This window comes from Xanthomonas sp. NCPPB 1128 (assembly GCF_001043115.1).
In the GTDB taxonomy this organism is placed as follows: Bacteria; Pseudomonadota; Gammaproteobacteria; order Xanthomonadales; family Xanthomonadaceae; genus Xanthomonas_A.
Genome location: NZ_LFME01000020.1, coordinates 1 through 24,980, shown reverse-complemented (window position 1 = coordinate 24,980; position 24,980 = coordinate 1). Strand labels below are relative to the sequence as shown.

Annotated in this window: 22 protein-coding genes; 15 read left to right on the top strand and 7 right to left on the bottom strand. The window is 72.1% G+C overall.

The annotated features are described in order from the left end of the window. Positions 1-98: 98 nt before the first annotated feature. From ACP93_RS13060 to ACP93_RS22320, 3 genes are all read left to right on the top strand, one after another. Positions 99-1,463, top strand: a complete 1,365-nt coding sequence (locus tag ACP93_RS13060) for an AMP-binding protein (protein ID WP_048491114.1) — start codon at positions 99-101, stop codon at positions 1,461-1,463. Between the two features lie 286 nt (positions 1,464-1,749). After that, positions 1,750-2,316, top strand: a complete 567-nt coding sequence (locus ACP93_RS13055; protein ID WP_053069746.1) for a hypothetical protein — start codon at positions 1,750-1,752, stop codon at positions 2,314-2,316. Between the two features lie 14 nt (positions 2,317-2,330). Beyond that, entirely contained in the window at positions 2,331-3,830 is a 1,500-nt protein-coding gene (locus ACP93_RS22320) for an XVIPCD domain-containing protein (protein ID WP_228136032.1), read from the top strand. A 218-nt stretch (positions 3,831-4,048) separates the two neighbouring features. On the opposite strand, the gene ACP93_RS13045 is transcribed toward ACP93_RS22320, so the two are convergent. Together ACP93_RS13045 and ACP93_RS13040 are read right to left on the bottom strand one after the other, a co-directional pair. Continuing rightward, positions 4,049-5,065, bottom strand: coding sequence for a chorismate transformation FkbO/Hyg5 family protein (locus ACP93_RS13045; RefSeq protein ID WP_048491112.1), 1,017 nt, complete (start codon positions 5,063-5,065; stop codon positions 4,049-4,051). Further along, positions 5,062-6,420: an NAD(P)/FAD-dependent oxidoreductase gene (locus ACP93_RS13040; protein WP_048491111.1), complete on the bottom strand. Its 1,359-nt coding sequence runs from the start codon at positions 6,418-6,420 to the stop codon at positions 5,062-5,064. The genes ACP93_RS13045 and ACP93_RS13040 overlap by 4 nt, the downstream gene beginning before the upstream one ends. Before the next feature lie 131 nt (positions 6,421-6,551). Between ACP93_RS13040 and xanC the strand changes: the two genes are divergently transcribed. The 10 genes from xanC (at position 6,552) to fabG (ending at position 14,175) form a co-directional block, all read left to right on the top strand. Continuing rightward, positions 6,552-6,821, top strand: coding sequence for a xanthomonadin biosynthesis acyl carrier protein XanC (gene xanC, locus ACP93_RS13035; protein WP_003470209.1), 270 nt, complete (start codon positions 6,552-6,554; stop codon positions 6,819-6,821). Then, positions 6,796-7,527: a COG4648 family protein gene (locus tag ACP93_RS13030; protein ID WP_048491110.1), complete on the top strand. Its 732-nt coding sequence runs from the start codon at positions 6,796-6,798 to the stop codon at positions 7,525-7,527. The genes xanC and ACP93_RS13030 overlap by 26 nt, the downstream gene beginning before the upstream one ends. A gap of 54 nt (positions 7,528-7,581) precedes the next feature. Continuing rightward, positions 7,582-8,331, top strand: a complete 750-nt coding sequence (locus ACP93_RS13025; RefSeq protein WP_048491164.1) for a lysophospholipid acyltransferase family protein — start codon at positions 7,582-7,584, stop codon at positions 8,329-8,331. Positions 8,332-8,340: 9 nt separating this feature from the next. Beyond that, positions 8,341-8,628, top strand: coding sequence for an ApeI family dehydratase (locus ACP93_RS13020; RefSeq protein WP_048491109.1), 288 nt, complete (start codon positions 8,341-8,343; stop codon positions 8,626-8,628). Then, the gene (locus ACP93_RS13015) at positions 8,625-9,599 is read left to right on the top strand and encodes an LpxL/LpxP family acyltransferase (protein ID WP_048491108.1); all 975 of its coding nucleotides are present in this window, start codon (positions 8,625-8,627) and stop codon (positions 9,597-9,599) included. The genes ACP93_RS13020 and ACP93_RS13015 overlap by 4 nt, the downstream gene beginning before the upstream one ends. After that, a complete protein-coding gene (locus tag ACP93_RS13010; protein WP_048491107.1) occupies positions 9,523-10,170 on the top strand; it encodes a LolA-related protein in 648 nt (215 codons plus the stop codon). Before ACP93_RS13015 ends, ACP93_RS13010 begins: the two co-directional genes overlap by 77 nt. Positions 10,171-10,267: 97 nt before the next feature. Then, positions 10,268-10,489, top strand: a complete 222-nt coding sequence (locus ACP93_RS13005) for a hypothetical protein (protein ID WP_048491106.1) — start codon at positions 10,268-10,270, stop codon at positions 10,487-10,489. Further along, positions 10,486-12,843: an MMPL family transporter gene (locus ACP93_RS13000; protein WP_106407103.1), complete on the top strand. Its 2,358-nt coding sequence runs from the start codon at positions 10,486-10,488 to the stop codon at positions 12,841-12,843. Before ACP93_RS13005 ends, ACP93_RS13000 begins: the two co-directional genes overlap by 4 nt. Before the next feature lie 4 nt (positions 12,844-12,847). Continuing rightward, positions 12,848-13,297 (top strand): hotdog family protein, encoded by a 450-nt coding sequence (locus ACP93_RS12995; protein ID WP_048491163.1) that lies wholly within the window; start codon positions 12,848-12,850, stop codon positions 13,295-13,297. Positions 13,298-13,437: 140 nt separating this feature from the next. Then, entirely contained in the window at positions 13,438-14,175 is a 738-nt protein-coding gene (gene fabG, locus ACP93_RS12990; protein ID WP_048491104.1) for a 3-oxoacyl-ACP reductase FabG, read from the top strand. Between the two features lie 52 nt (positions 14,176-14,227). On the opposite strand, the gene ACP93_RS12985 is transcribed toward fabG, so the two are convergent. The 5 genes from ACP93_RS12985 to ACP93_RS12965 all read right to left on the bottom strand — a co-directional run bounded on the left by ACP93_RS12985 (position 14,228) and on the right by ACP93_RS12965 (position 20,534). After that, positions 14,228-15,904, bottom strand: a complete 1,677-nt coding sequence (locus tag ACP93_RS12985) for a tannase/feruloyl esterase family alpha/beta hydrolase (RefSeq protein ID WP_048491103.1) — start codon at positions 15,902-15,904, stop codon at positions 14,228-14,230. 208 nt (positions 15,905-16,112) lie between these two features. After that, entirely contained in the window at positions 16,113-17,738 is a 1,626-nt protein-coding gene (locus tag ACP93_RS12980; protein ID WP_048491102.1) for an NAD(P)/FAD-dependent oxidoreductase, read from the bottom strand. After that, on the bottom strand, positions 17,735-18,556 hold the full coding sequence (locus ACP93_RS12975; protein ID WP_048491101.1) for a glycosyltransferase family 2 protein: 822 nt from the start codon (positions 18,554-18,556) through the stop codon (positions 17,735-17,737). Before ACP93_RS12975 ends, ACP93_RS12980 begins: the two co-directional genes overlap by 4 nt. Next, positions 18,553-19,326 (bottom strand): beta-ketoacyl synthase chain length factor, encoded by a 774-nt coding sequence (locus ACP93_RS12970; protein WP_048491162.1) that lies wholly within the window; start codon positions 19,324-19,326, stop codon positions 18,553-18,555. The genes ACP93_RS12975 and ACP93_RS12970 overlap by 4 nt, the downstream gene beginning before the upstream one ends. Positions 19,327-19,334: 8 nt before the next feature. Next, entirely contained in the window at positions 19,335-20,534 is a 1,200-nt protein-coding gene (locus ACP93_RS12965) for a beta-ketoacyl-[acyl-carrier-protein] synthase family protein (RefSeq protein ID WP_048491161.1), read from the bottom strand. Between the two features lie 218 nt (positions 20,535-20,752). On the opposite strand from ACP93_RS12965, the gene ACP93_RS12960 reads away from it, so the two are divergent. Next, positions 20,753-21,013, top strand: coding sequence for a YcgL domain-containing protein (locus ACP93_RS12960; protein ID WP_017909431.1), 261 nt, complete (start codon positions 20,753-20,755; stop codon positions 21,011-21,013). Continuing rightward, positions 21,006-24,323 (top strand): ankyrin repeat domain-containing protein, encoded by a 3,318-nt coding sequence (locus ACP93_RS12955; protein WP_048491100.1) that lies wholly within the window; start codon positions 21,006-21,008, stop codon positions 24,321-24,323. The genes ACP93_RS12960 and ACP93_RS12955 overlap by 8 nt, the downstream gene beginning before the upstream one ends. Positions 24,324-24,980 lie beyond the last annotated feature (657 nt).

The window sequence follows — 24,980 nt, the reverse complement described above, 5'->3', positions numbered from 1 at the left end:
CGCGGCGGCGGGCGGCCGGCTTGCCAGCGGCGGCGGTGGCGGCCAAGCTACCGGCTCCCGCGCCGTGCGGGTCATCGCCCGCCGAGCCGCCGCCCCGCATGTCCGCCGTTTCCTCCGAGATTCCCGCCGCGTCCCTGTTGCACCCGCTCGCCGTCGGCGACGCGCGGCGTCCGTTGGCCTTCGCCAACGGCGAGCACATCGACCTGGCCACTTTCCTCGGCCACGTGCGCGGCCTGGCTGCGGTGCTGCCGGCCGGCCGGCATGCGCTGAACCTGTGCGAGGACCGCTACCGCTTCATGGTCGCGTTCTGCGCGGTGGCGCTGCGCGGGCAGACCTCGCTGCTGCCGTCCTCGCGCGCGCCGGCGGTGGTCGCCGAGGTGCAGCGCACCCATGCCGACTGCTACTGCCTGGGCGACCTGGCGCTGGCCGAGCCGCCGCCGCGCTACTGGCAGGTGCCGGATGTGCTGCCCTCGCTGGACGGGCCGATGCCGCAGCTGGCCGACGACGCGCTGGTGGCGATCGGCTTCACCTCCGGCAGCACCGGCGCACCCAAGCCCAATCCCAAGACCTGGGGCAGCTTCCTCACCAGCACCCGCCAGGACCTGCTGGCGCTGGTCGGGCTGTGGCCGGACACGGCGGTGCCGCAGGTGGTGGCCACGGTGCCGCCGCAGCACATGTACGGCATGGAGCTGTCGATCCTGCTGCCGCTGGTGACGCCGCTGGCGGTGCACGCTGGCCGCCCGTTCTTTCCCGAGGACGTGGCGCGCGCGCTGGCGCAGTTGCCGGCGCCGCGGCTGCTGGTGACCACGCCGGTGCACCTGCGCGCGCTGGTCGAATCCGGCGTCACCCTGCCGCCGCTGGCCGGCATCGTCTCGGCCACCGCGCCGCTGGCGCAGGAACTGGCCGCCGCCGCCGAGGCGCGCTTCGGTGGCGAGGTGCGCGAGATGTTCGGCTCCACCGAGACCTGCGTATTCGCCAGCCGTCGCACCGCGCAGGAAGCACCGTGGACGCCGCTACCGGGCGTGCGTGTGGCGCCGCAGCCGGACGGCACCCTGGTGCACGCGCCGCACCTGCCGCAGCCGGTGCTGCTGGCCGACCTGATGGAAGTGGACGCCGACGGCCGTTTCCAGGTACGCGGACGCCAGGCCGACCTGTTGGAAATTGCCGGCAAGCGCGCCTCGCTGGCCGATCTCACCCGACGCCTGCTGGCCCTGCCGGGCGTGGTCGATGGCGCGATGCTGCAGCTTGAAGCGGAACCTGGGCAGGCGGTCGGCCGCATCGCCGCGGTGGTGGTGGCGCCGACCCTGGACGAAGCCGCGATCCTGGCCGCGCTGCGCCGCGAGCTGGACCCGGTGTTCCTGCCGCGCCGCCTGCGCCTGCTCGACGCCCTGCCGCGCAACGAGACCGGCAAGCTGCCGCGCGATCGGATGCTGGCGCTGTTGGCGGCGGGTCGCGAGGACTGAGGCTCTGCCGGTAGGGCGCTGGGATAGCGCTCATCGACCAGGCGCCAGCGTGGCAAGATTTGCGCAGTGCAGTGCGCTGTCGTCCGCCGCGCGGTTCAGTCGGGAGCGGCTTGCAAACCCATACGAGGGTGTTCGTATACTGCAGCCATCGCTTCGCGCCGCAAGGATGTGCCGCATGCCCCAGCGGGCTTCTCTCGTCCTGATCGCCTCGCTGCTGTGCGGGGCCTGCACCCATGCGCCTGCGCGGACGCCTGCCGTTGCGCCTCCTGCCAAGGAATCTCACGCCATGACCTCCTCTCCCTCGTCCGGCGCCGCCGATCAGGCTGCCGCGCCCGTGTCGCCCAAGCTGAGCGCCGAACAGATGCTCAGCCGATTGCTGACCTTGATCCGGACCAGCAAGAGCGTGCCCGAGTTCACGCCGCAGCGCTTGCGCGAGGTGATGGGGGTGGCGGTGGAGGATGCGCGTGATGGGTCGGGGCGTTATGGGTTCGGGGAGAAGGTAAACCAGGACTGGGTGCATGGCTTCGAGGTCAACATGAAGAAGGCGGATCCTCGGTTGATCTTCAGCTTCGATCCGGTTGTACCAGGCGCTTCGCCCGCGATGCGCGATATCTGCCGCGTGGATTTCGATCAGTTCACCGGCGAATTGGAAGAAATGGGTTTTGTGCGTGAGCGCTACTACGACTCTCCCCCCGCAGCGCCGAACGGCGGGCCAAAGCCGTCTCACGGAGCCTGGATGTACGATTCGTTCGAGCGCCCCGGCATGTGGTTGCAGGTTTATCCGCGTGACGAAAGCATCAGGTCTGATGATGCAGTCCGTCATTCCTGTGTTCAGATGGTGGTAATCGGATAAGGGGAGGTGCAGGGATGCCACTCACTCCACAAGCGCAGGCTGTCATCAACGACTTTGGTAACCAGCCGAGTGTCAGTCCTGATCACGTGCGGAACCTGCTCTCGATCATCGAAGCATCGCCCGCCTTGGCCGATCAGCTAAACGACGCTGTACGACAAGGTCAGGTGTCACGCATCGTTCCGCTGACCAATCCCAATGCTGGCGGCGAGTACGATTCTGAAAACAAGGCTGTGCGGGTTCCGTTGGCCAGGCTTGAAGCATCGCTGTCTGGGCGGGCACCCAACGCGGGCGAACTCACCTATGTCTTGGGACATGAGTTGCAGCATGGCGCCAATGCCGGGGACACCAAGCGAGCGCTCACCGAATTTGCCGCTAGCGTTTCCACAGTTGCACAGCGGCAAAGTCCCCGCGACTACACCGAACCGCTGGCGTCTCTCCTTGCACAGAATCGCCGCGATGAAGCCGGAGCCCAGATCGCGGCCTGGAATGCGATGGTCAGCAGGGTCCGCAAGGCGAATCCGAACGCAACCCTTGAAGATGTATATAACGAACAGCCAGGGCGTATGGCCGATTTCATCGACAAGTCGGGCGTGCGACCTCACTTCGACTACACGCTCAAGCCGAATCTAAGCATCAGTGCGGATATGACGATGCCCCAGAGTCCGGCCAATGTGGAGGGAATGGGGCAGAATTTTTTCGACAAGGCTTCCGAGGTCAGCAAGCTCGGCGCTCTCGGCAACTCCGATTATGCCAACTACTACGCGGCCAATCCGCTCAGCCACATCGCCCAAGTCGAGCACAGGCAACATCCGCCACAACCAGGCAACGACACCCCGCAGATCGCGCTGAACCTGTCGCGGCTGCATCTTCGCGAATCGCTGCTGGAAGAGAATGGGCTGGATTTGGGCAGGGACCGGCGGCCGCTGCCATATTTCGATACCAGCACGCAGCCGCCCGTTGCGGGGTTGCTGCAGCACACCGCCGACACCCATCGGCACGTGTCGCCCCTGGCCAACGGGTTACCCGAACCTTCGACACCGCCCGCGCAAGGCGCCGAGGCGCACCGCAGCGATGATCCCTCGCTGCCGGGGCATCCGGATCACGCGCTGCTGGAACAGATCCGCGCAGGCATGCGCAGGGTCGACGCAGACCTGGGCAAGGCCTACGACCACGACAGCGAGCGGCTCAGCCGCAGCCTGCTGGCGGCCTGCAAGGACAATCGCGACATGTACCCGGGCACGGGCTATTCGTTGTCGGGCAATGCGCTGGAGCGGGTCGACCACGTGGTGCTGGGGAAAACAGGCAACCTGATCGCCGTGCAGGGCGCCTTGGACGACCCGGCGATGAAGCGCGCGGTCGTTCCGGTGGAAAAGGCATTGGCCACGCCGGTGGAGCAGTCGGACCAAAAGCTGGCGCTGGCCAATCAGGCGCTGGGCCAGGAGCAGCAGCGCACTGCGCAGCAGGAATTGGGTCGCGGAATCGAAGAGCCGGCGCGCGTTGTGCCTGGGCGGTAGAACCCGGGCCTGGCATGCCCGCGCGACTGGTCTGCGATGGCGGGCGCGCAGCCATGTCACCTGTAGCTGACCGGTGCCTCCAGTGACGCGTTGTTGCCGCGGCTCAGCGGGATATGTCGTGACCTCGTAGGAGCGGCTTCAGCTGCGACGACGCGTTACCGGTAACGCCCGTCGCGGCTGAAGCCGCTCCTACGACGGCGTGCGGCGTGGCATGCGCCTCAACCATGCACGCCGTCGATCTCCACCGCCAGCTCGTCGCGGCAGATCACGGCGTGCAGCAGCAGGCGCGGCACGCGGTCGCCGAAGCGCGCGTCGAGGGCGGCGGCGACCAGCGGCAGGTCGGCGGTTTCGCGCACGTAGACCTTCAGGCGGGTGCCGTCGCCGAACTGGGGCGGCAGGTCCGGGGCGTGTTCGCGCGCCGCCGCCAGCAGGGCATCGAAATTGGCGAAGGTTTCCTCCAACTGCGCCAGCAACTGCCCCTGGTGCATGGAGGCGTGACCGACCACGCTGGCGGTGCCGGACAGCAGCAGCGGCATGTCGCCGCCGGCCGGCGGCAGCATGGCGCGGGCGAAGCTGGGCGGTTGCGGGCCGTACTGGCGCGGGTAGCGGTAGGCGCTGACCTGGCGCGGGTTCTCCAGCGGGGTGCCGGCCTGCGCGGCGGCCAGCCAGTAGATCTGCATCACCCGCGCGTCGTCGCAGCGGCCGACCGCGGTCGCCGCGGGCAGCTGGGTGGCGTCGAAATCGCCCAGTCCGCGCGCGCGGCCGACGCAGAAGCGCCGGTAGCGCTCGCGGTCGCCGCTGCCCAGGGTGATCGCGTCGAGGTAGTTCCAGATGCGCAGCAGGCGCGGCGTGGCGCTGCCGGCGACGAAGGCGCTGATCTGCGCGTAGGCGAGCGCGGCGGCTTCCTCGATGTCCAGGTCGACCTGGCGCTCGTCGATCTCGATCACGCCGAACTGCAGGCGGCCGTCGCTGGCCCAGGCGATGGCGCCGTCGCGGCCGCTGTGCACCGGGGCATCGGTGCGCCACACCTCGAGCATGCGCGGACCGTGCGGCTGCAGCGGCACGCGCAGGTAGCGCGGGTCGTCGTGGTAGGGCGCGGTCTCGCCGAAGCCGAACACCGCCAGCACGCGGTCCTCGCCCAGCACCTGGCCGGGATCGGTCTCGGCGACGTAGTCCACCTGCAACTGTGGATGGCCCTGCGTGTGGTGCGGGAACTGCAGGTGCGGGCGGCTCATGGTGCGTCTCCGTGCAAGGTGTCGCCGTGGAACTGTTCGCGGGCCTGGCGGCGGCGGTGGCGCCAGGCGCGCCACGCCCGCGGCAGCATCGCCACCGCGGACAGCGCATAGATGGCGCGGAACACGCGCAGGCGGCGCAGCACCGCGCGGTTGTCGAAGACGTCGCCGGCGAGCATCGCCACCACCGCCTGTTCCACCTGCAGCACGTTGCGCGGCTGCGCGAACAGCTCGCGCATGGTCGGCGAGGTGAAGCGGTAGATGAACCACTTGAATTCGTCCAGGCCGCCACGCAGATGCCGCTCCAGGCGCCGCTGCAGCCGCGCCTCGCTGGCCGGATCGCGCAGTGCCGCGTCGACCATGGCCGCGCCGCGCTCGGCGCTGTGCATGGCCAGGTACACGCCGGAGGAGAACATCGGGTCGACGAAGGCGTAGGCGTCGCCGAGCATCAGCCAGCGCGGCCCGCTCATGCGCGTGCATTCGTAGGCGTAGTTGCCGGTGGCATGCACCGGCGCCACGCGCTGCGCGCCGGCCATGCGCGCCACCACGTCCGGATTCAGCGCCAGCGTGCGCAGCAGGAACGTCTCGCTGTCGCAGCCCTGGCGGGTCTTCATGTACTCCGGGTCGCACACCGCGCCCACGCTCATCACGTCGTCCGGCAGCGGGATCAGCCACATCCAGCCGTGCGCGTGGCGGTAGATGCTGATGTTGCCGGCATCCTCGCCTGGGCGCCGCGCCACGCCGCGGAAATGGCTGAACAGCGCCGCCGACTGGTGCCGCGGGTTGGCGCGCTTGAGCTTGAGTTTGTTGCCGAGGAAGGTATCGCGGCCGCTGGCGTCGATCAGGTAACGCGGCCGGTAGTGGCGCACGCCGTCGGCACTGCGCGCCTGCACCGTCGGCGCCTCGCCGTCCAGCTGCACCGCCTCGACCCGCACGCCCTCGTGCACGTCGGCACCGACCGCGCGCGCCTGCGCGAACAGCACCCGGTCGAAGTCGGCGCGCGGCACTTGCAGCGCGAAGTCGGACTGCGCGCCGAGCGCATGCGCGAAACGGAAGGTGTTGTAGCCGCCGGCATCGTTGGGGAAGTCGGCGCCGAGCTTGAGCACGCCGATCGCCCGCACCTGCTCGAGCACGCCCAGCCGCTGCAGGATCGGCATGTTCATCGGCAGCAGCGATTCGCCGATGTGGAAGCGCGGGTGGTGGTCCTTTTCCAGCACGGTTACCCGCCAGCCGCGTTGCGCCAGGACGATCGCCGCCGCGCAGCCGGCCGGCCCCCCGCCGATCACCAGCACGTCGGGCGTGTCTGCCGCGGCGGCGCTGGCGGTGGGGGGAGGGGAAGCAACAGCGGGGGACGTCATCCTGAGGGAACCTGCGGGCGCAGCGGCGGGGCGAAACGGCATGATAGCGTGCTGTTCGCGGGCCGATGGTTGCGCCGCAGCGCCCGATGCACCATCTTGTCGCACCCGTCCTTACGCCTGGAAGCCCCTGGATGTCTTCGCAAACCGCCGCCGAACGTGAACTGGCCGAGCTGCTGGTCGAGAGCCTGAACCTGGAAGACGTCCAGCCCGGCGACATCGATCCGGAGGCGCCGCTGTTCAATACCGGCCTGGGGCTGGACTCGATCGACGCCCTGGAACTGGCGCTGGCGATCAGCAAGCGCTACGGCTTCCAGCTGCGCTCGGACAACGACGAGAACCGCCGCATCTTCGCCTCGCTGCGCGCGCTGTCGGCGCATGTCGAAGCCAACAAGACCAGCTGAGCCGGCCGACGCCGCGCCCTGGGCGCTGGCCCTGGGCGTGTTGCTGGCGCTGGCCTATTCGCCGCTGGCGCATTGGGCCAATGCCGCGCACCGCCCGGATCTGGCGGTGCTGGCCGGCGCGGCGCTGGTGCTGATGGTGCTGGTGGAGCCGATGGCGCGCTGGCGGCCCTGGGCCTGGGTGCTGGCCATCGCCGCGACGGCGGCGCTGCTGCCGCTGTGGCGCTCGCCGCACGCGCTGCTGCTGCTGGCCGCGCCGCCGGTGCTGTTCACCGCCTGGGTGGCCTGGTTCTTCGGGCGCAGCCTGCAGCGCGGGCGCACGCCGCTGATCACCCGCATCGTCGAGGCCCTGTACCGGCAGGCCGGCATGCCGATCACCCCGGACCAACTGCGCTACACCCGCCGCCTGACCCTGGCCTGGACCCTGCTGCTGGTCGGGTTGACCCTGCTCAACCTGGTGCTGGCGCTGTGCGCCCAGCCCAGCGGGGTGCTGGCGCAACTGGGCCTGGCCGCGCCGTTGCCGATCAGCGATGCGCGCGCTTCGTTGTTCGCCAACCTGCTGGGCTACGGCGTCATCGGCGGCTTCTTCGTCGGCGAGTATCTGATGCGCGGGCGCTGGTTTCCGCAGCGTCCCTACCGTAATCTGCCCGACTTCCTGCGCCAGCTGGCGCGGCTGGGGCCGGTTTTTTGGCGGGATCTGTTGCGCTGACGCGCGCAGTGCAGGGGACGCAAGGTCGTGCAGATCATCAAGGAAAACACCAAGTTGCCGCAGGCAGGGATGCCCTCGCGCATGGCCTGGGCCATGTGGAACGCCCTGCAGCTGCTGTTCACCCTGGCGCTCACTGCGCTGGGGATCGTCGTCGCGCTGGTATTGCTGCGGCTGACCGGGCCGCGCCTGCCGCTGCGCATGGGCGCGCGCTTCTGGGCGCCGGTACTGTTGTTCGGCGCCGGGGCGCGGCTGCAGGTGGAGGGCCAGGAGCGGGTGGATTGGTCGCGCAACCACCTGTTCGTCAGCAACCACCAGTCGATCATCGACATCTGCGCGCTGTTCATGGCGCTGCCGGTGCCGCTGCGCTTCCTGCTCAAGGACGAAATGCTGAAGGTGCCGTTCGTGAACTGGTATGCGCGCGCGACCGGCATGCTGTTCCTGGACCGCGACAGCCGCCGCGCCGGGGCGATGATGCGGCGCGAGGCGGCGGCGTTGCTGCGCCGTGGCCAGGACCTGTGCCTGTTCCCGGAAGGCACCCGCAGCCGCAGCGGCGCGCTGGCCGAGTTCAAGGCCGGGCTGCTGCAGGCCGCGATCGACGCGGGAGTGGATGTGGTGCCGGTGGCGCTGGACGGAGCGGGCAAGGTGCTGCCGCCGACCAGCCTATTCCGGGTCCGGCCCGGCGTCATCCGGGTGCGGATCGGCACGCCGATCCAGGTGAACGGCGAGGACGGCCCGCTGAATCGCCAGGAAGTGACCCAGCGCGCGCACCAGGCCGTCCGTGCGATGCTCGAACCCAGGATATGAGTCGCCCGTATGCATTTCGTCGTCCCGCATGATCATCCCAGCCTGCCCGGCCACTTCCCGGGCCGCCCGGTCGTCCCCGGCGTCGTGGTGCTGGACCACGTGCTGCAGGCCGTCGAGGCGGCGCATGGGGCGCGCGCACCGCTGCGCCTGCCGCAGGTGAAATTCCTGCAGCCGCTGCTGCCCGGCCAGCCGGCGCGGGTGGAACTGGACGGCGCCGCGCCGCGCTGGCGCTTCCGCGTGTTGCGCGGCGAGGACCTGCTGGTCAGCGGCGAACTGAACGCCGAGGCGGCGCCGTGAGCGCCGGCTGGAAGCACCGGCCGGAAGGCGGCGGCCGCTTCGCCCTGTGGCTGATCCGCGGCATCGCGCGCTACGGCGGCCGCGCCGTCGGGCGCCTGCTGCTGTATCCGATCACCCTGTACTTCCTGCTGGTACGCGGCCCGGAGCGGCGCGATTCGCGGCACTACCTGAGCCGGGTGTTCGACCGCCCGGCCACCCTGCTGGAGGTGGCGCGGCACATCCACACCTTCGCCGCGACCATCCTCGACCGGGTGTTCATGCTGTGCGGGCAGATGCACCGGTTCCAGGTGCAGATCCAGGGCCTGGACCAGTTGCACACGCAGATGGACCGCGGCCGCGGCGTGCTGATCTTCGGCTCGCACCTGGGCAGCTTCGATGCGCTGCGAGTGCTGGCCACCGAGCGTCCGGACGTGCAGGTCAAGGTGGTGCTGGACAAGGCGCACAACCCGGCGATGACCGAACTGCTGGGCGCGCTGAACCCGCAGCTGGCGGCCAACATCATCGACGCCGGCATGGACAGCACCTCGATCGTCATGGCGATCAAGCAGGCCACCGACGAGGGCGCGCTGGTCGCGCTGCTGGTGGACCGGCCGCGCCCGGAGGACCCGGCGCTGCCCGCTGCGTTCATCGGCCAGGGCGCGCTGTTCCCGACCTCGCCGTGGCTGATCGCAGCCGCGCTCAAGGTGCCGGTGGTGCTGGCGTTCGGCCTGTACCGCGGCGGCAACCGCTACGAGCTGGTGTTCGAGACCTTCAGCGAAGGCCTGGACCTGCCGCGCCGGCAGCGTGCGCCGGTGCTGGCCGCGCTCATCCGCGATTACGCCGCCAGGCTGGAGCATTACACCCGCTCCGCGCCCTACAACTGGTTCAACTTCTACGACTTCTGGAACAACCGCCATGCCGATGCGCCGCACCTTGCCGTGGATGCTGATACTGCTGTGCAGCGCCGCACCGCTGAGCGCCGCATCGCCTGAGGCGCCGGACGCCGACTGGATCCTGCAGAAACTGGCGCGGCCGGCGCCGGTCAGCACCGCCTTCGTCGAACTGCGCGGCTCGGCGCTGTTGAAGACGCCGTTGCGGGTGCAGGGCGAGTACCGCCGCCCGGACGCGCAGACCCTGGTGCGCGAGGTCACCGCGCCGTACCACGAGACCACCATCCTGCGCGGCGGCGAAGCCACGCTGGAGCGCGACGGCAAGCCGCCGCGGCGCTTCTCGCTGGCGCGCGTGCCGGAACTGGCCGGCCTGCAGAGCGGGTTCGGCGCGCTGCTGTCCGGCGACCGCGCGCTGCTGCAGCAGCAGTACACCGTCAGCAGCACCGGCACCCGCGAGCGCTGGCAGCTGGAGCTGCAGCCCAAGGACCCGGCCGTGGCCGCGCACGTGCGCAGCCTGCGCCTGTACGGCCGCGGCGCCGAACTGCGCTGCATCGAGACCACCCCGACCAAGGGCGACGTCCAGCGCACCCTGCTGGCCGGTGCCGCGCAGGCCGCCGGCGCCCTCGCCGACGGCGCTGCGCTGACCGCGCTGTGCCACGGCGACGCGGCGTGATCCCCGCACGAGGCGCCCGCCGGCAGCGTGCTGCCGGCCCGACGGCTGCGCGCGCCGCCATTGATCGCACGGCGCAGGCAGGCGTGGGGACGCGGCGATGAAGCGTGCCCTGCGTTCGAAGATGCGCATCTCGCTGGCGCTGCTGTGGCTGGCGCTGCTGACCGTGGCCGGCATCTGGCTGGGCAATGCGCTGCAGGTGCCTGGGGATTTGCGCAAGTTCATGCCGGCCCGCGGTAGCAGGCGGCGGGCCGTCATGCCCGATGCCGCGCCCGCGGCCCCGGGTCTGGACGGGTGGGCGTTTGGGGAGCGGCTGTCGTGACACGCCAACTCAGTTCGAAGATGCGCATCTCGCTGGCGCTGCTGTGGCTGGCGCTGCTGACCGTGGCCGGCATCTGGCTGGGCAACGCGCTGCAGGTGTCGGGCGATCTGCGTAAATTCATGCCGGAAGCCCGTACCCCCGCGCAAAAACTTCTGCTCGACGAACTCGGCGAAGGCCCCGGTTCGCGGCTGCTGCTGATGTCGCTGTCCGGGGCCGATCCGGCCACGCTGGCGCGACAGTCGCAGGCAATGCGGGCCGAACTGGCGGCGCAGCGCGAGGTGTTCGAGCTGGTCGCCAATGGTGCCGATGCCGGCCTGGACGCGATCCCGCCGCGCCTGCTGCCGTACCGCTACCTGCTCAGCGACAGCTTCGACGCCACGCCGCTGGATGCGCCGACCCTGCGCGATGCGCTGCAGGCGCGGCTGCAGGACCTGGGCTCGCCGGCGGCGGCGATGGTGGAGCCGCTGCTGCCGCGCGATCCGACCCTGGAGGTGCTACACCTGGCCGAGAGCCTGCAGCCGGCCGGCGGCCCGCAGCAGCGCGAGGGCGTCTGGTTCGACCGCGCCGGCAAGGACGCGCTGCTGGTGGCGCAGACCCGTGCCGCCGGCTTCGATCCCACCGGCCAGCAGCGCGCGGTGGATGCGATCCATGCTGCCTTCGCCAAGGTCACGGCCGGCAGTACCAGCAAGCTGACCCTGACCGGGCCGGGCGCGTTCTCGGTGGAGATCGGCGGGCGCACCCAGAACGAGGCGCAGTGGATCGGCACCCTGGATACGGTTGGGCTGATCGTGCTGCTGCTGGTCGCCTACCGCAGCTGGAAGATTCCGGTGCTGGGCGTGCTGCCGCTGGCCAGCGCCGGCCTGGCCGGGCTGGGCGCGGTGGCCTTGCTGTTCGATGGCGTGCACGGCATCACCGTGGCGTTCGGTTTCACCCTGATCGGCGTGGTCCAGGACTATCCGATCCACCTGTTCAGCCACCAGCGCCCGGGCCTGGATCCGCGCGAGAACGCGCGCCATCTGTGGCCGACCCTGGCCACCGGCGTGGTCTCCACCTGCATCGCCTACGTCACCTTCCTGTTCTCCGGCGTGGACGGCCTGCGCCAGCTGGCGGTGTTCACCATCGCCGGCCTGTTGGTGGCAGCGCTGACCACGCGCCTGCTGCTGCCGGCGCTGATCGATCCCTCGCCGCGCGACCATGCCGACTCGCCGATGCTGGAGCGGCTGTGGCGCGGCATCGCGCGGCTGCCACGGCCGCGCTGGTCGCTGCTGCCGCTGGCCCTGCTGGCGGCCGTCGTCATCGTGTTCGCGCCGGGGCCGTTCTGGCAGAACGACCTGTCCAAGCTGACCCCGGTGCCGGCCGAGGGCCTGGCCCGCGACGCGCACCTGCGCCAGGAACTGGGCGCGCCCGACGTGCGCTACGTGCTGGCGCTGCCGGCCGCCTCCGCCGATGCGGCGCTGGCCGCGTCCGAACGCCTGCGCCCGCGCCTGGACGCGCTGGTGGCACAGGGCGAGCTGGCCGGCTACGACATGGCCGCGCGCTACCTGCCCAGCGCCGCCACCCAACGCCGGCGCCAGGCGGCTCTGCCCGATCCGGCGCAGGCCCAGGCGATCACCGCCGCCGCGGTCGCCGCCACGCCGTTCCGCGCCGACGCCTTCGCGCCGTTCCTGGCCGACCTGCAGGTCGCGCGCACCGCGCCGCTGCTGACCGCGCGCGCGCTGCACGGCACGCCGCTGGCGACCCCCGTCGACGGCCTGCTGCTGGAGCGCCCGGACCGTACCACCGCGCTGGTGTCGCTGACCGGGCTGCGCGATCCGGCGCAGCTGGCGCGCGCGGTGCAGGGCAGCGGCGCGCAACTGCTGGACCTGAAGGACGCTTCCGAATCGCTGGTCGCCGCCTACCGCGGCCGCGTGCTCGCCGCGCTGGGCGTGGCCGCGGTGCTGCTGGCGCTGACCGTGGCGATCGCCTTGCGCACGCCGCGGCGGATCGTGCGCGTGCTGCTGCCGATGGCGCTGACCACGCTGCTGATCCTGGCGATCCTGCGTGGCTGCGGGGTCGAACTGAACCTGTTCCACCTGATCGCGCTGATCCTGGCCGCCGGGCTGGGCCTGGACTACGCACTGTTCTTCGATCACGCCGGCGACGATCGCGCCGACCAGTTGCGCACCCTGCATGCGCTGATCGTGTGCAGCCTGATGACGCTGTTGGTATTCGCGCTGCTGGCCGCCTCCAGCATCCCGGTGCTGCGTGCGATCGGCAGCACCGTGGCGCTGGGCGTGCTGTTCAATTTCGTACTGGCGCTGCTGATTTCGCGCGAGACCGCCAGCGAAGCGCAGGAGAGCCGCCATGCACACTGAGCCCCTGCACGGACGCGAGGCCATCGCCGCGCTGGTGCCGCACCAGGGCCTGATGTGCCTGTGGGAAGAGGTGGTGGCCTGGGACGCGCAGCGCGTGGTGCTGCGCAGCGTCGCGCATCGCAGCGCCGCGCATCCGTTGCGCAGCGGCGAACGCCTGCACGCGCTGCACCTGTGCGAGTACGGCGCGCAGGCGATGGCGGTGCACGGCGGCCTGCTCGGCCGCGCCGCGGGCACGCCGGTGCGGCAGGGCATGCTGGTGGCACTGCGCGGGGTGCAGTTGCACGTCAGCGAACTGCAGGACCTGGCCGGGCCGATCGACGGCGAGGCCGAGGTGCTGCTGCAGGCCGAGGACAGCCAGCAGTACGCCTTCCGCATCACCCATGCCGGACAACTGCTTGCCGAGGGCCGCGCCACGGTGATGCTGGGCGCGGCGTCGCGCCCGGCGCCTCTGTAGGAGCGGCTTCAGCCGCGACGCTTGACCGACAGTGCCTGTCGCGGCGGCTGAGCAGTTCCTACAGGAGTGAGCAGGCTGGCGTCGCGCCCGTGAATCGCTAGGATGGCGGCCCCGCTTCCATTCCGCCCGAGGAACTGCCGATGTCCCAGCCTGCTCCCCCGCGCCGCGCCCTGGTCACCGGCGGCAGCGGCGATCTCGGTGGCGCGATCTGCCACGCCTTGGCCGCGCAGGGCCTGCATGTGATCGTGCACGCCAACGCCAACGTCGCGCGGGCCGCGGCGGTGGTGGAGGCGATCGTCGCCGCCGGCGGCAGCGCCGAGGCGGTGGCGTTCGACGTGGCCGACGCCGAGGCCAGTGCGCAGGCACTGGCGACGCTGCTGGAGCGCGGCCCGATCCAGGTGCTGGTCAACAACGCCGGCATCCACGACGACGCGCCGATGGCGGGCATGAGCGCGGCGCAGTGGCACAGGGTCATCGACGTGTCGCTGCACGGCTTCTTCCACGTCACCCAGCCGCTGCTGCTGCCGATGGCGCGCACGCGCTGGGGCCGCATCGTCAGCGTGTCCTCGGTGGCGGCGGTGCTGGGCAATCGCGGGCAGACCAACTACGCCGCGGCCAAGGCCGCGCTGCACGGCGCCAGCATGTCGCTGGCGCGGGAAATGGCCAGCCGCGGGATCAGCGTCAATGTGGTCGCGCCGGGCGTGATCCAGGGCGCGATGGCCGAGAGCGCGTTCCCGCCGGAGACGATCAAGCAGATGGTCCCCGCCGGGCGCCCGGGCAAGCCGGAGGAAGTGGCCGCGCTGGTCGCCTTCCTGTGCTCGGACGCAGCCGCCTACATCAACGGCCAGGTCATCGGCATCAACGGCGGCATGGGCTGACGGCGGTGCGCCCGTCGCGCCGCCACGCCGACGGCGCGATGGCGGTTCGCGCTCAGCGGCAGACGAAGCTGCTGGCCGCCTCCACGTCGCCGCCGACGTAGCGCGCCACCTGCGGATACGGACACAGCGGCCGGCTGCGCTGGCTGCTCCAACTGGCCGGCACCTCGGTGTTCGGCGCGGCGCTGCCCCTGCCGCGTGCGGTGGCGACGATCGCGGCCGGCGCCTGGCCCTGCTCGACCCAGGCCACCAGCGGGGTCAGCGCATCGAACTGGTCGGTGGCCGGTCCGCCGGCGCAATGGGCCATCGCCGGCACCGCGAACAGGCGCGCGTAGCTGGCGGCCTCGGCATCTGCCGCGCGCAGGCGGTCGTACCAGGCCGCGGTGTCGGCGAAGGAGAAGATGCCGTCGCCGGTGCCATGGTAGACCAGCAGCTTGCCGCCGCGCGCCTTCAGCGTGGTCAGCTGGGTCTCGTTCGGCGGGGTCATGTACGACCAGGCGGATTCGCCAAAGGCGCCGGCCGTGGCGAAGATCTTCGGCGCGTCGCGTTCCATGTTGAATTGCAGCGCGTAGCGCTTGAGGTCCTGCAGCACCGCCGGATCCTCCGGCGGAGTGACGAAGCCGAAGGCCACCGATCCGGGCACCAGGGTCAGCGAGGCGTCCTGCCGCCAGCCGGCCCAGTCGCCGCTGGCGATGCCCGGGTCGTAGGGGAAGGGCGCGTACAGCGGCGTGCCGGCGCTGTTGCGCACGCCGGCGTGGATGGCGCCGAGCGCGCGCTTCTGCGCCGGGGTCAGGCATTGGCCGGTCCGCCCGGCGCTGCCGCAGGTGGCGACGTCGCGGTTCAGGTCGAAGCGGCGCTGGCAGGCGAGCACGTCCTGCACCATGCCGTCGCGCACGCCGTCCAGCGCATCGCAGGTGGCGACGATGCGCTCGGCCACCAGGCTGCGCTCGGCGGCAGTCAGGCCGCTGCGCGTGTCGCTGCCGCCCGCCAGCGCCGCCAGCTGCTGGGCCGCGGCCAGGTCCGCGATCGCCGCCTTGGGCAGGTGGAACCCGGGGTCGCCGACCAGGATGCCGTCGTAGTCCTGCGCATCGCGCGCAGCGGCGACCATGCCGTGGCGGCCGCCGTTGGAGCAGCCGCCGAAATAGCTGTAGTCCGGTGCCTTGCCGTAGGCGATCTGCATCACGCGCTTGGCCATCGGAGTCAGCGCCTGCACCGCCTGGTAGCCATAGTCCAGGCGCGCCTGCGGGTCGCGGCCGAACAGCGGGTTCTGCGCGTTGCTGTGCCCAGCGTCGGAACTGATGACCGCAAAGCCCATGCGCAGCGGGTTGTCGCGCTGGCCACCGCCGCCGATGTCGCCGAGCGCGGGCACCACGTTGCCGTCGAGGCCGCCGTTGGCCTGGTAGAAGAAGCGCCCGTTCCACGCCGCCGGCAGGCGCATCTCGAAGCCGATCGCATAGGACTGGCCGTCCGCGCCGACCCGTTCGTGCATCAGGCCGGTGACCTGGCAGTGCGCGCCGATCGGCTGGCCGGCCACCCGCAGGGCGCCGGCGGCCACGCTGTGCACTGCAGTGAAGCGGGTGCCGGGATAGGCGAGCCGGCTCGCCAGCGCCTCGCACGACTGTTGCAGCGGTGCCGGGGTGGCCGGCGCGCGCGCGGTCGTCTGCGCATGTGCGGTGGAGGAGGCGGCAAGAGCGGCCAGCGGCAGGGCCAAGGCGAGCAGCGTGGAGCGCATGGAGTTCTCCTGGAGGACGCGCCGGGCGCGGCGGGCCTGTGTCGCGCCGGTGGCGCCAGGGCGTCAACCGCCGTGCGTGCGAAAACACGAATGCGCGGGCGATATTCGCCCCATGTGATGTGTGCCGCGCAATTGCACTGCTCCCTTGTGCCTCGTGGCACCGCGCGAAGCCCTCGTTGTTGCAGGGCCGCACGGCCCTGCGCGTGGATCAGGCTGCGTCCGCGTACCAGGCCGGCGAGAGCACCGGCAGCGGCGTCGCCGCATCGCGGCAGGCATCCAGCAGGCCGTGGTCGGCCAGCGCCGGATGCTGCTGGCGGGCGCGGGCCAGGATCTCTCCGGCCAGTTCCGCCATGCGCGCGACGTTGCCGTGCAGGCGGGCGACGAAGGCGGCGTCGTCCAGCCGGTCGCGCAGGGCGCGGTTGAGTTCGTGGAACCAGCCGATCAGGTACTGGTCCAGCAGGCGTCCGTCGGCCACCGCCGCGGCCTGTGCGCGGTTGGCCACGCCCCAGTCGCGCAGCAGTGCCTGCATGCCCAGGTTGAGCGCGCTGGCCTGCTGCAGTGCCGGGCGCAGCCGGCCCAGCACCGCCAGGTCGGCGATGCGGTCGGTGCAGTACAGCGGCGCCAGCAGCGACCAGTAGTAGGTGTAGTCCCAGATCACCTTGACCGGCATCACCTGGGCGTCGCCGAACAGCGGGTACTGGTCCTGGTACAGGGTCAGGGTGTTCTCGTAGAACGAGAAGTACAGCTGCTGGTACAGCTCGGCGTAGGGCGCGATGTCGCGCCCGGCGCGCTCGCGCCCGATCAGTTCGCAGATGTAGGTGTTGCTGATGGCGATGAAGTCGCTGCCCGGCGAATAGAACGGGTCCAGGAACACGCCGGCCTCGCCGGTCAGCGCCCAGCGCTGCGCCGAGAACACCTGCTTGCAGCCGTAGGAGAAGTCGCGCAGGAACAGGAAGTCCTGCACGGTATGCTCGCTGCGCTCCAGCGTGCTGGCCACCTGCGGCTGGTGCGTGCGCAGCCAGTCCATCGCCTTGGCGTGGGTGTTCATCGTCTCCAGCGGATGCAGGGCGGCATCGCAGACGATGCCCAGCGAATGCGCGCCGGAGGACAGCGGGATCAGCCAGAACCAGTAGCCGGGGCCGCACATGTGGTTGGTCGAGCGCCAGCGGTCCGGCGGCGTGCAGCGCTGCAGCCAGGCGCTGTCCTGCGACCAGCCGTTGGGATCGACCAGCCCGTCCACCCGCCACCACACCGCGTTGGCCTGGTGCGCGTTGTCCTGGGCCAGGCCGAGCTTGCGCTTGAGCAGGCCAGCGCGGCCGCTGGCGTCGATCACCCAGCGCGCCTGCAGACGGGCGTCGGCGCCATCGCGGCTGTAGCGCACGCAGTGGTCGCCGTCGTCCTCGGCCAGGTCGACGCCGCGCACCGTGCTGCCGTCGAGGAACTCCACGCCCAGGTCGCGCGCGCGCTGCCCGAGGAAGTTCTCGAAGCGGCCGCGGTCGATCTGCCACGACGGCGTCGGCAGCAACTGGCTCACGCCCAGCTCGGTGCACTGGTCGATGTCGGCGCGCCCGTCGGAGAAGAAAAAACGGAAGCCGAACTTGCGGATCTGTTCGGCGTCCAGGTGTTCGCGCAGGCCCAGCACCTCGGCGAAGTAGTGCGCGCCGATCTCCACCGAGGACTCGCCGACCTTGAACGCGGCCTCGCGCACCGGGTGAGCGCGCCGTTCCAGCACGCGGATGCGCAGTTGCGGGTCGCGCTGGCGCAATTGCAGCGCCAGGGTCAGCCCGGCCAGTCCGCCGCCCAGAATCGCCACATCCGCCTGCGCTGCTGTCATGTCGTCTTTTCCTTGGCGACGGCCAGGGGGGCCGGGTCGAGGGTGCCGTCGATGTCGTCGATCAGCACCGGATTGGCGCGGGTGCGCCGGTACTCGCGCACCACGTGCCCGTAGGTCCATACCTGCACGATCACGTGCGAGGTGATCTTCCACAGATCGCGCACCAGCCGGAAGTGGCTCTTGCGGAACGTGCCGGGGGTCTGGCTGGCGTAGCGGGTCTCGATCGGCACCGCCACCACCCGCGCACCGGCCTGGCGCGCGGCCGAGATCAGCAACTGCGCTTCGAACACGAAACCTTCGCCGGGCACGTCGGGCAGGGTATAGACCGACTGGGGGTACAGGCGCTGGCCGCTCTGGCTGTCGACCAGGCGGAAGCCGCAGCCCCAGGCGATGCCCCAGTCGCCGAAATCGTTGCCGATGCGGCGGATCGGCGGCTGGCTGGCGCGCTTGCGCAGGCGCGCGCCGACGATCACGCAGCCGGGGTGGCGGTTGGCCGCGGCCAGCAGCCGCGGGAAGTCGGCGGCGCTGTGCTGGCCGTCGCCGTCCATGGTCATCACCGCGCGCGCGCCCTGGCGCTGCGCCTCGGCGAAGCCGCTGCGCAGCGCCGCGCCCTTGCCGCGGCGCTGCGGGTGGCGCAGCAGGGTCACCGGCAGGTCGGCGATGCAGTCGCTGGTGCCGTCGTCGGAGCCGTCGTCGACCACGATCACCCGCGGGCAGTGCGCCAGCGCGTCGCTGACCACCTCGCGGATGCGCAGCCGTTCGTTGAGGGCCGGGATCAGGATCGCGGCGTCGGCGGCGGTCAGCGGCGTGCGGCTCATGCGCGCAGCTCCACCTGCAGGCAGCGGCAGCCGCCTGCGTCGAGCACGCAACCGCTGCCGCCCAGCGCCAGCGCATCGAACAGCGGCAGCATCGGCGCCATCGCGTTGCCCGCGGCATGCCGCGCCAGCGCGCCATCGCCCACCGGCGCCGTGCCATCGCGCAGCTGCACCTGCAACTGCGGCTTGCCGTTGCGTGCGCCCGCGCTCAGCACCAGCGCGCCGCCGAGCAGGCCCTCGCTGCGCGCGATGCGGCCCAGCGCGCCAACCGAGCGGCTGTCGTAGCCGACCAGCAGCACCGCGTCTTCGCCCGCGACCAATTGCGACAGCGCTTCCAGCAGGCCCTGCGCGAAGCTGCCCGAGTGCGCGCTGATCGCGGTCGCCGCGGCGGTGGCGCCGGCGCCGATGGTCCAGTAGCCGGCGGCGGCGTTGTGCACCGAGTTGTGGAACTTGGTCGGCGACACCGACAGCGGTTCGCTGGCCAGGGTGGTGCACATGTAGTCGGTGATCGCCAGGTCGCCGTGGGTGGAGGTGAACACCGACGGCAGCGTGGCCGGGTCGCGGCCGGCGTCGTGGCAGGCGGCCAACGCCGCGTCCAGCGACACCGCCACCGTGTCCGGCGCACGCCGCCGTTCGTTGGGCGCCAGCAGCTGCGGCGATGGCCGAGCCGGCGTCTCCTGTAGCGCGCCGCCGTGCGCGAAGGCCTGCGCCACCGCCCACGACGGCAGCCCGGGCGCCCAGAACCCGATGCCTTCGATCGTGGCGCTCAGCATCGGCGTGCTCATGCGCGGCCGAACAGCAGCGAGCAGTTGTTGCCGCCGAAGCCGAAGGAGTTGTTCATCGCGTAGCGGACCTGTGCATGGGCGGTGGCGAAGCGGATCTGCGGGCCGCAGGCGGGATCGGGCAGTTCGCTGTTGAGGGTGCCGGGCAGCAGGCCGTCGCGCAGCGCCAGCAGCGCGAACACCGACTCGACGATGCCGGCGGCGCCGAGCGTGTGCCCGGTCCAGGCCTTGGTCGAACTGGCGTGCAGGGTCGGCGGGAACAGTGCCGCCACCGCGGCGGCCTCGACGCTGTCGTTGGCCGGGGTCGCGGTGCCGTGCAGGTTGAGGTAGCCGACCTCGGCCGGGTCCACCCCGGCGCGCTGCAGCGCACCGCGCATCGCCAGGCCGGCGCCCAGCCCCTGCGGATGCGGCGCGGACATGTGGTGGGCGTCGCTGGATTCGCCGTAGCCGCACAGCAGCGCCTGCGCCGGCGGCGCGTCGGCGGCATCGGTGCGTTCCAGCAGCGCGTAGCCGCCGGCCTCGCCCAACGACAGCCCGACCCGGCGCACGTCGAACGGCCTGCACGGTTCCGGTGACACCACCTGCAGCGAGTTGAAGCCGAACAGCACGCTGCCGCACAGCGTGTCCACGCCGCCGACCAGCGCCGCATCGACCACGCCGGCGGCGATCAGCCGCGCCGCCTGGGCGAACACCTTGGCGCTGGACGAACAGGCGGTGGCGACGGTGATGCACGGGCCGCGCAACCCGGTGGCGGCGCGCACGAAATCGCCGAGCGAATGCGGGGTGTGCACGATCGGCCGGTCCAGGTCGGCGGGCATGCGCGGGCCGTCCGCGTCGTGTTCGAGCCGGGTGTATGCCTCCTCGCTGGCACCGATGCTGGAGGTGGAGGTGCCCATCACCACCGCCACCCGCTCGGCGCCGTGCCGCTGCGCGGCGGCGGCCACGGCGGCGGCCATGCCATCCTGCTGCAGGGCCAGCCAGGCCAGGCGATTGTTGCGGCATTCCCACGCAGCCAGGGCGTCAGGCAGCGCGGCGGTTTCCAGCGCGTCCACCCGGCCGATCCAGCATTCCAGCGGTTGCGGACCGAAGTCGTTGCGGCGCAGCCCGCTGCGACCCTTGCGCAGCGCCGCGGCCTGGGCCTGCAGTCCGCTGCCGAGCGCGTTGGTCGCGGTGTAGGCACGGATGGCCACGGGAGCCATGCGGGGCGACGGGGGCGCTTCGGTCACGCGGTATTCCATACAAGGACAATCGTCGCAGTATATCGACGCATTCGGTCATGCCGTGAAACGCCCGCAACGCGAACGTGAATAGCGCTCCTGCCCCGGAGCCGTTCAGCGCAGGGCCGGCGTGCGCTTTCGCCGCTGGCGCATTTCCTCCACAATCGCTTGCCTTTCCACGCCAGGCGCACGCCACGGGCATGCAAGCCTACGTCTACAAAAGCCAACGCAAGCCGGACACCTATCTGTATCTCGCCGCCCGCGACGACTTCGGCCGTCTGCCGCCGGCGCTGCTGGCGTCGCTGCAGCCGTTGGCGTTCGTGCTGGAGGTGGCGTTGACCGCCGAACGCACGCTGGCCCGCGCCGATCCGGCCGCGGTGCGCGCCAACCTCGCCGGCTGCGGCTTCCATCTGCAATTGCCGCCGTCCCTGCCCGGCACCACCGATCGACACGATGACTGACTCTTTCCTCCGCGCGCGTGCGCCCATGCTCGCCGCCGCGCTGGGCGCGGTGCTGGCGCTGGCCGCCGGATTCGGCCCGCTGGCCGCCGCCCTGGGTGCCTGGCTGGCGCAGCCGGCGTTCGCGCTGGCGCTGTCCTGGCACCGTGGCAGCCGGCCGCGTCCGCGCGCCGCGCGCGACCTGGTCGGCGCGGCGGCGCCGCTGCTGGTGCTGTGGGCCGGCGGCATGGCGCTGGTCGCGGTGCTGGTGGCCTGGCCGCTGGCGGCGCTGCACGACAGCGGCAGCCTGGCCGCGGCGTTGGCGCTGAGCGTGGCCGCCAGTGCCGCATTGCTCGGCCTGTGGCGGACTTGGCCGTTGTGGCACGGCAGCGATGCCGAGGGTGGTCCGCTGGGGGCGCGCTGGCATGCGCTGGCGCAGCAGGACGTGCAGGCCTGGCGCGGGCTGGCGGTGGCCGCGCTGGTGCTGGTGCTGGCCGGACTCGGCGTGGTGCTGGCCTGGCCGGGACTGCTCGCCGAGGCCGCGCGCTGGCCGCTGGCGCTGGCCTATGCGCTGCTCTCGCCGCTGCTGCACGCCGGCCTGCAACGGGTGGCGCCGCCGCAGACGCTGACCCCGCCGGTGTCCTCCGCCGACCTGTTCGCCGAACTCAGCGCCACCGCCGCGCCGCGCGCGGACGAGCCGCCGCCGGCGCAGGACGAACTGCATGCGGCGCTGTACGACGCCGCCCGCGGCGGCCGCGTCGATCGCGCGCTGCAGTTGCTGCAGGCCGGCGCCGATCCGCATGCGCTGCCCGCCGCCGAGTGGCGCGACCAGCGCAGCCTGCCGGTGCTGGCCGCGGTGCTGCCGGACCTGCGCCTGCTGCGCGAACTGATCGTGCGCGGGGTCGACGTCAATCGCCCGCACCTGGGCATGACCCCGCTGCTGGCCGCCACCCGCGACAGCTGGCATGGCCGCCCGGAGGCGGTGATGACCCTGCTCGCCAACGGCGCCGACCCGCGCGCCAGCGACGGCGACGGCAACACCCCGCTGCATCACGCCGCGCGCAGCTCCGACCCGGGCGTGGCCGCGCTGCTGCGCGACGCCGCCGCCGAACTGGACGCGGCCAACCGCGACGGCCTGACCCCGCTGGCGGTGGCCTGCCAGGTCGGCAACTGGCGCATGGCCAAGTTCCTGCTCGAACGCGGCGCCAAGCCGGAGCCGGCCGAGGCCAGCCCGGTGCTGCTGGCCGCCGCCGGCACCGAGGAAGACGATCCGGCCGGCGTGCAGCTGCTGCTCAAGCACAAGGCGCGGGTCGACGCGCGCGATCGCCAGCGCCGCAGCGCGCTGCACGAGGCGGCGCAGGCCGGCCACGTGGAGATCGTGCAGGCCCTGCTCGGCGCCGGCGCCAACCTGGAAGCGCGCGACGCGCTGGGCCGCACGCCGTGGCTGGAAGCCGCCCGCCACGGCCGCGTGGCGGTGCTGGAACGGCTGCTGCCGCACAAGCCGGATCTGGTTGCGGTCGATGGCGACGGCCGCAACGCGATCCTGCTGGCCTGCACCGCCGACCACGTCGCCCCCGGGCTGATCCGGCGCCTGCTCGACCTGGGCGTGGCGCCGGCGCAGCCGGACCAGAGCGGCCGTCGCGCCGTCGACCTGGCCGCCGAGGCCGGGCGCTGGGCGATCGTGTCCGCGCTGGACCCGGACTATCCGCTGCCCGCGGCGGTCAGTGACGGCCAGGGCGAGACCGGCCCGGCCGGACTGCCCGACCGGCCGCCGCTGGAACTGCTGCGCGAGGGCCTGCAACTGGGCCAGCCGCGCGACGGCCTGGCCGCGCTGGCGCGGCTGTGCGCGGCCGAGGAACTGGGTGCGCTGCTGCACGAGCCGCCGCTGGCGCTGAACGCGCAGGCGGTGGACTGGCTGCTGGCGCACGGCGCCGAGCCGGAGGTGCTCGATGCCTGCGGCGACACCCCGATGTTCGCGCTGCTCTCGCGCGGCGTGGAGGCGGTGCCCAGCCTGCAGGCGATGCTGCGCCACGGCGTGTCGCCGGCCGGCCGCGGCGGCCTGACCCGCCTGCTCGCCGCCTGCGCCCAGCACGATCACGCCTCGCGCGCGCTGGAACAGTTCGCCCTGGAACTGCTGGAGCGCGGCGCCGATCCGTTCGCGCCGTCGCCGGCCGGCGATCCGCCGCTGTCGCTGGCGGTGCGGCTGGGCTGGCTGCGCCTGCAACTGCAGTTGCTCGAGCGCGGCGCCGACCGCGAGGCGCGCGACAGCCATGGCATGACCGCGCTACACCTGGCCGCCGCGCTGGGCCGCGAGGCCTCGCTGAAGCTGCTGATCCAGCAGGGCGCCTCGCCGGACGCGCGCGCCGCCGACGGCCAGACCCCGCTGGGCGTAGCCCTGGCCAGCGGCCGCCGCGACCTGGCCGACTGGCTGGACTGGCGCACCTGGCCGCTGCCGCGGCGCCCGCTGCGCGAGGCCGACGTGCCGGCCGCGGCGATGGTTGGCGACGCCGAGGCGATCCGCCGCCTGATCGACCTGGGCCTGCCGGTGGACGCGGTGGACGCGCAGGGCTGCACCGCGCTGCTGCGCGCCGCCGGCGGCGGCCACCTCGCGGCGGTGCAGCTGTTGCTGTCGCGTGGCGCCGACCTTCAGCACGCCGCGGCCAGCGGCGCCACGCCGCTGTCGGCGGCGGTGAGCATGCGCCAGACCGAGATCGTCGCCGCCCTGCTGCAGGCCGGCGCGCAGATCGAACACCGCCTGCCCGGCGGCGTCACCGTGCTGATGCTGGCCTGCGCGCTGGGCCTGCCGGACATCGCCGCGCGGCTGCTGGCCGCCGGCGCCGACGTGCATGCCGGCGACGCCCAGCAACTGGCGCCGCTGCACTGCGCCGCGCTGTACGGCTTCACCGCGCGCGACAAGACGCGCCTGCTGGCCCTGCTGGATACCTTGCTGCTGGCCGGCGCCGAGGCCGACCGCGGCTCTGCCGGCGGGGTGACGCCGCTGTTGTTGCTGCTCGGCGCGCGCGCCGAACCGGGCACGGCCTGCGAGGAGCCGGTGGTGCTGGCCGGGGTGGAGCGCCTGCTCGACGAGGAGGTCAGCCTGGAGGTGCAGGATCCGCGCGGCTTCGGCCCGCTGCACCTGGCCGCGCTGCACGGCCTGCCGCTGCTGGTGCAGCGCCTGCTGCGCGCCGGCGCGGATCCGGAACTGCGCGATACCTTGAACCGCACCCCGCGCGAGGTCGCGGTGATGCGCGGTTTCGTCGACGTCGCCGGGCAGTTCCAGCCGGCGCTGCCGGGGGTCTCGTCGATGGCGCGGTTCCTGCGGGAAAGCCGCTAACGCGTTTCCTTCTCCCACCGGGAGAAGGTGGCCCGGGGGCCGGATGCGGGTAGGGCGCCGCCGCGCATCGCCCATTGCACCGCGCCTCGTGCCGCACCCTCACCCCAACCCCTCTCCCGGTGGGAGAGGGGCTTGCGGCATTGCGCGGCATCGCCGTGCACCGCCATGCAAAAAAATGTTTGCCGGAAGGCGGGAGGCGCTCCTCCCGCGCACGTGTCCAGCCGGCGCTGCCGGGGTGTCGTCGATGGCGCGGTTCCTGCGCGAAAGCCGCTAACGCGTTTCCTTCTCCCACCGGGAGAAGGTGGCCCGGAGGGCCGGATGCGGTAGGGCGCAGCCGCGCGTCGCCCATTGCACCGCGCCTCGTGCCGCACTCTCACCCCAACCCCTCTCCCGGTGGGAGAGGGGCTTGCGGCATCGCGGTGCGCCGCAGCGCCAAAAAAAATGCCCGCCGGAAGGCGGGCGAATTGCGTCATGGTGGGCACGTCGCTGCTTTCGGAACCGCGGCGGGAGGGCGTCCTCCCGCGCACGTTGCGCGGCGGCGAACGGCGCCGCCGCGCGATCGGGCCTTCGGGCCTTACTGCCGTCCGACCACGGTCAGGCCGCTGTAGCTGCCGCTCAGGCGCACGTAGTAGGTCGTGGCGCTGGACGGGGTGAGGC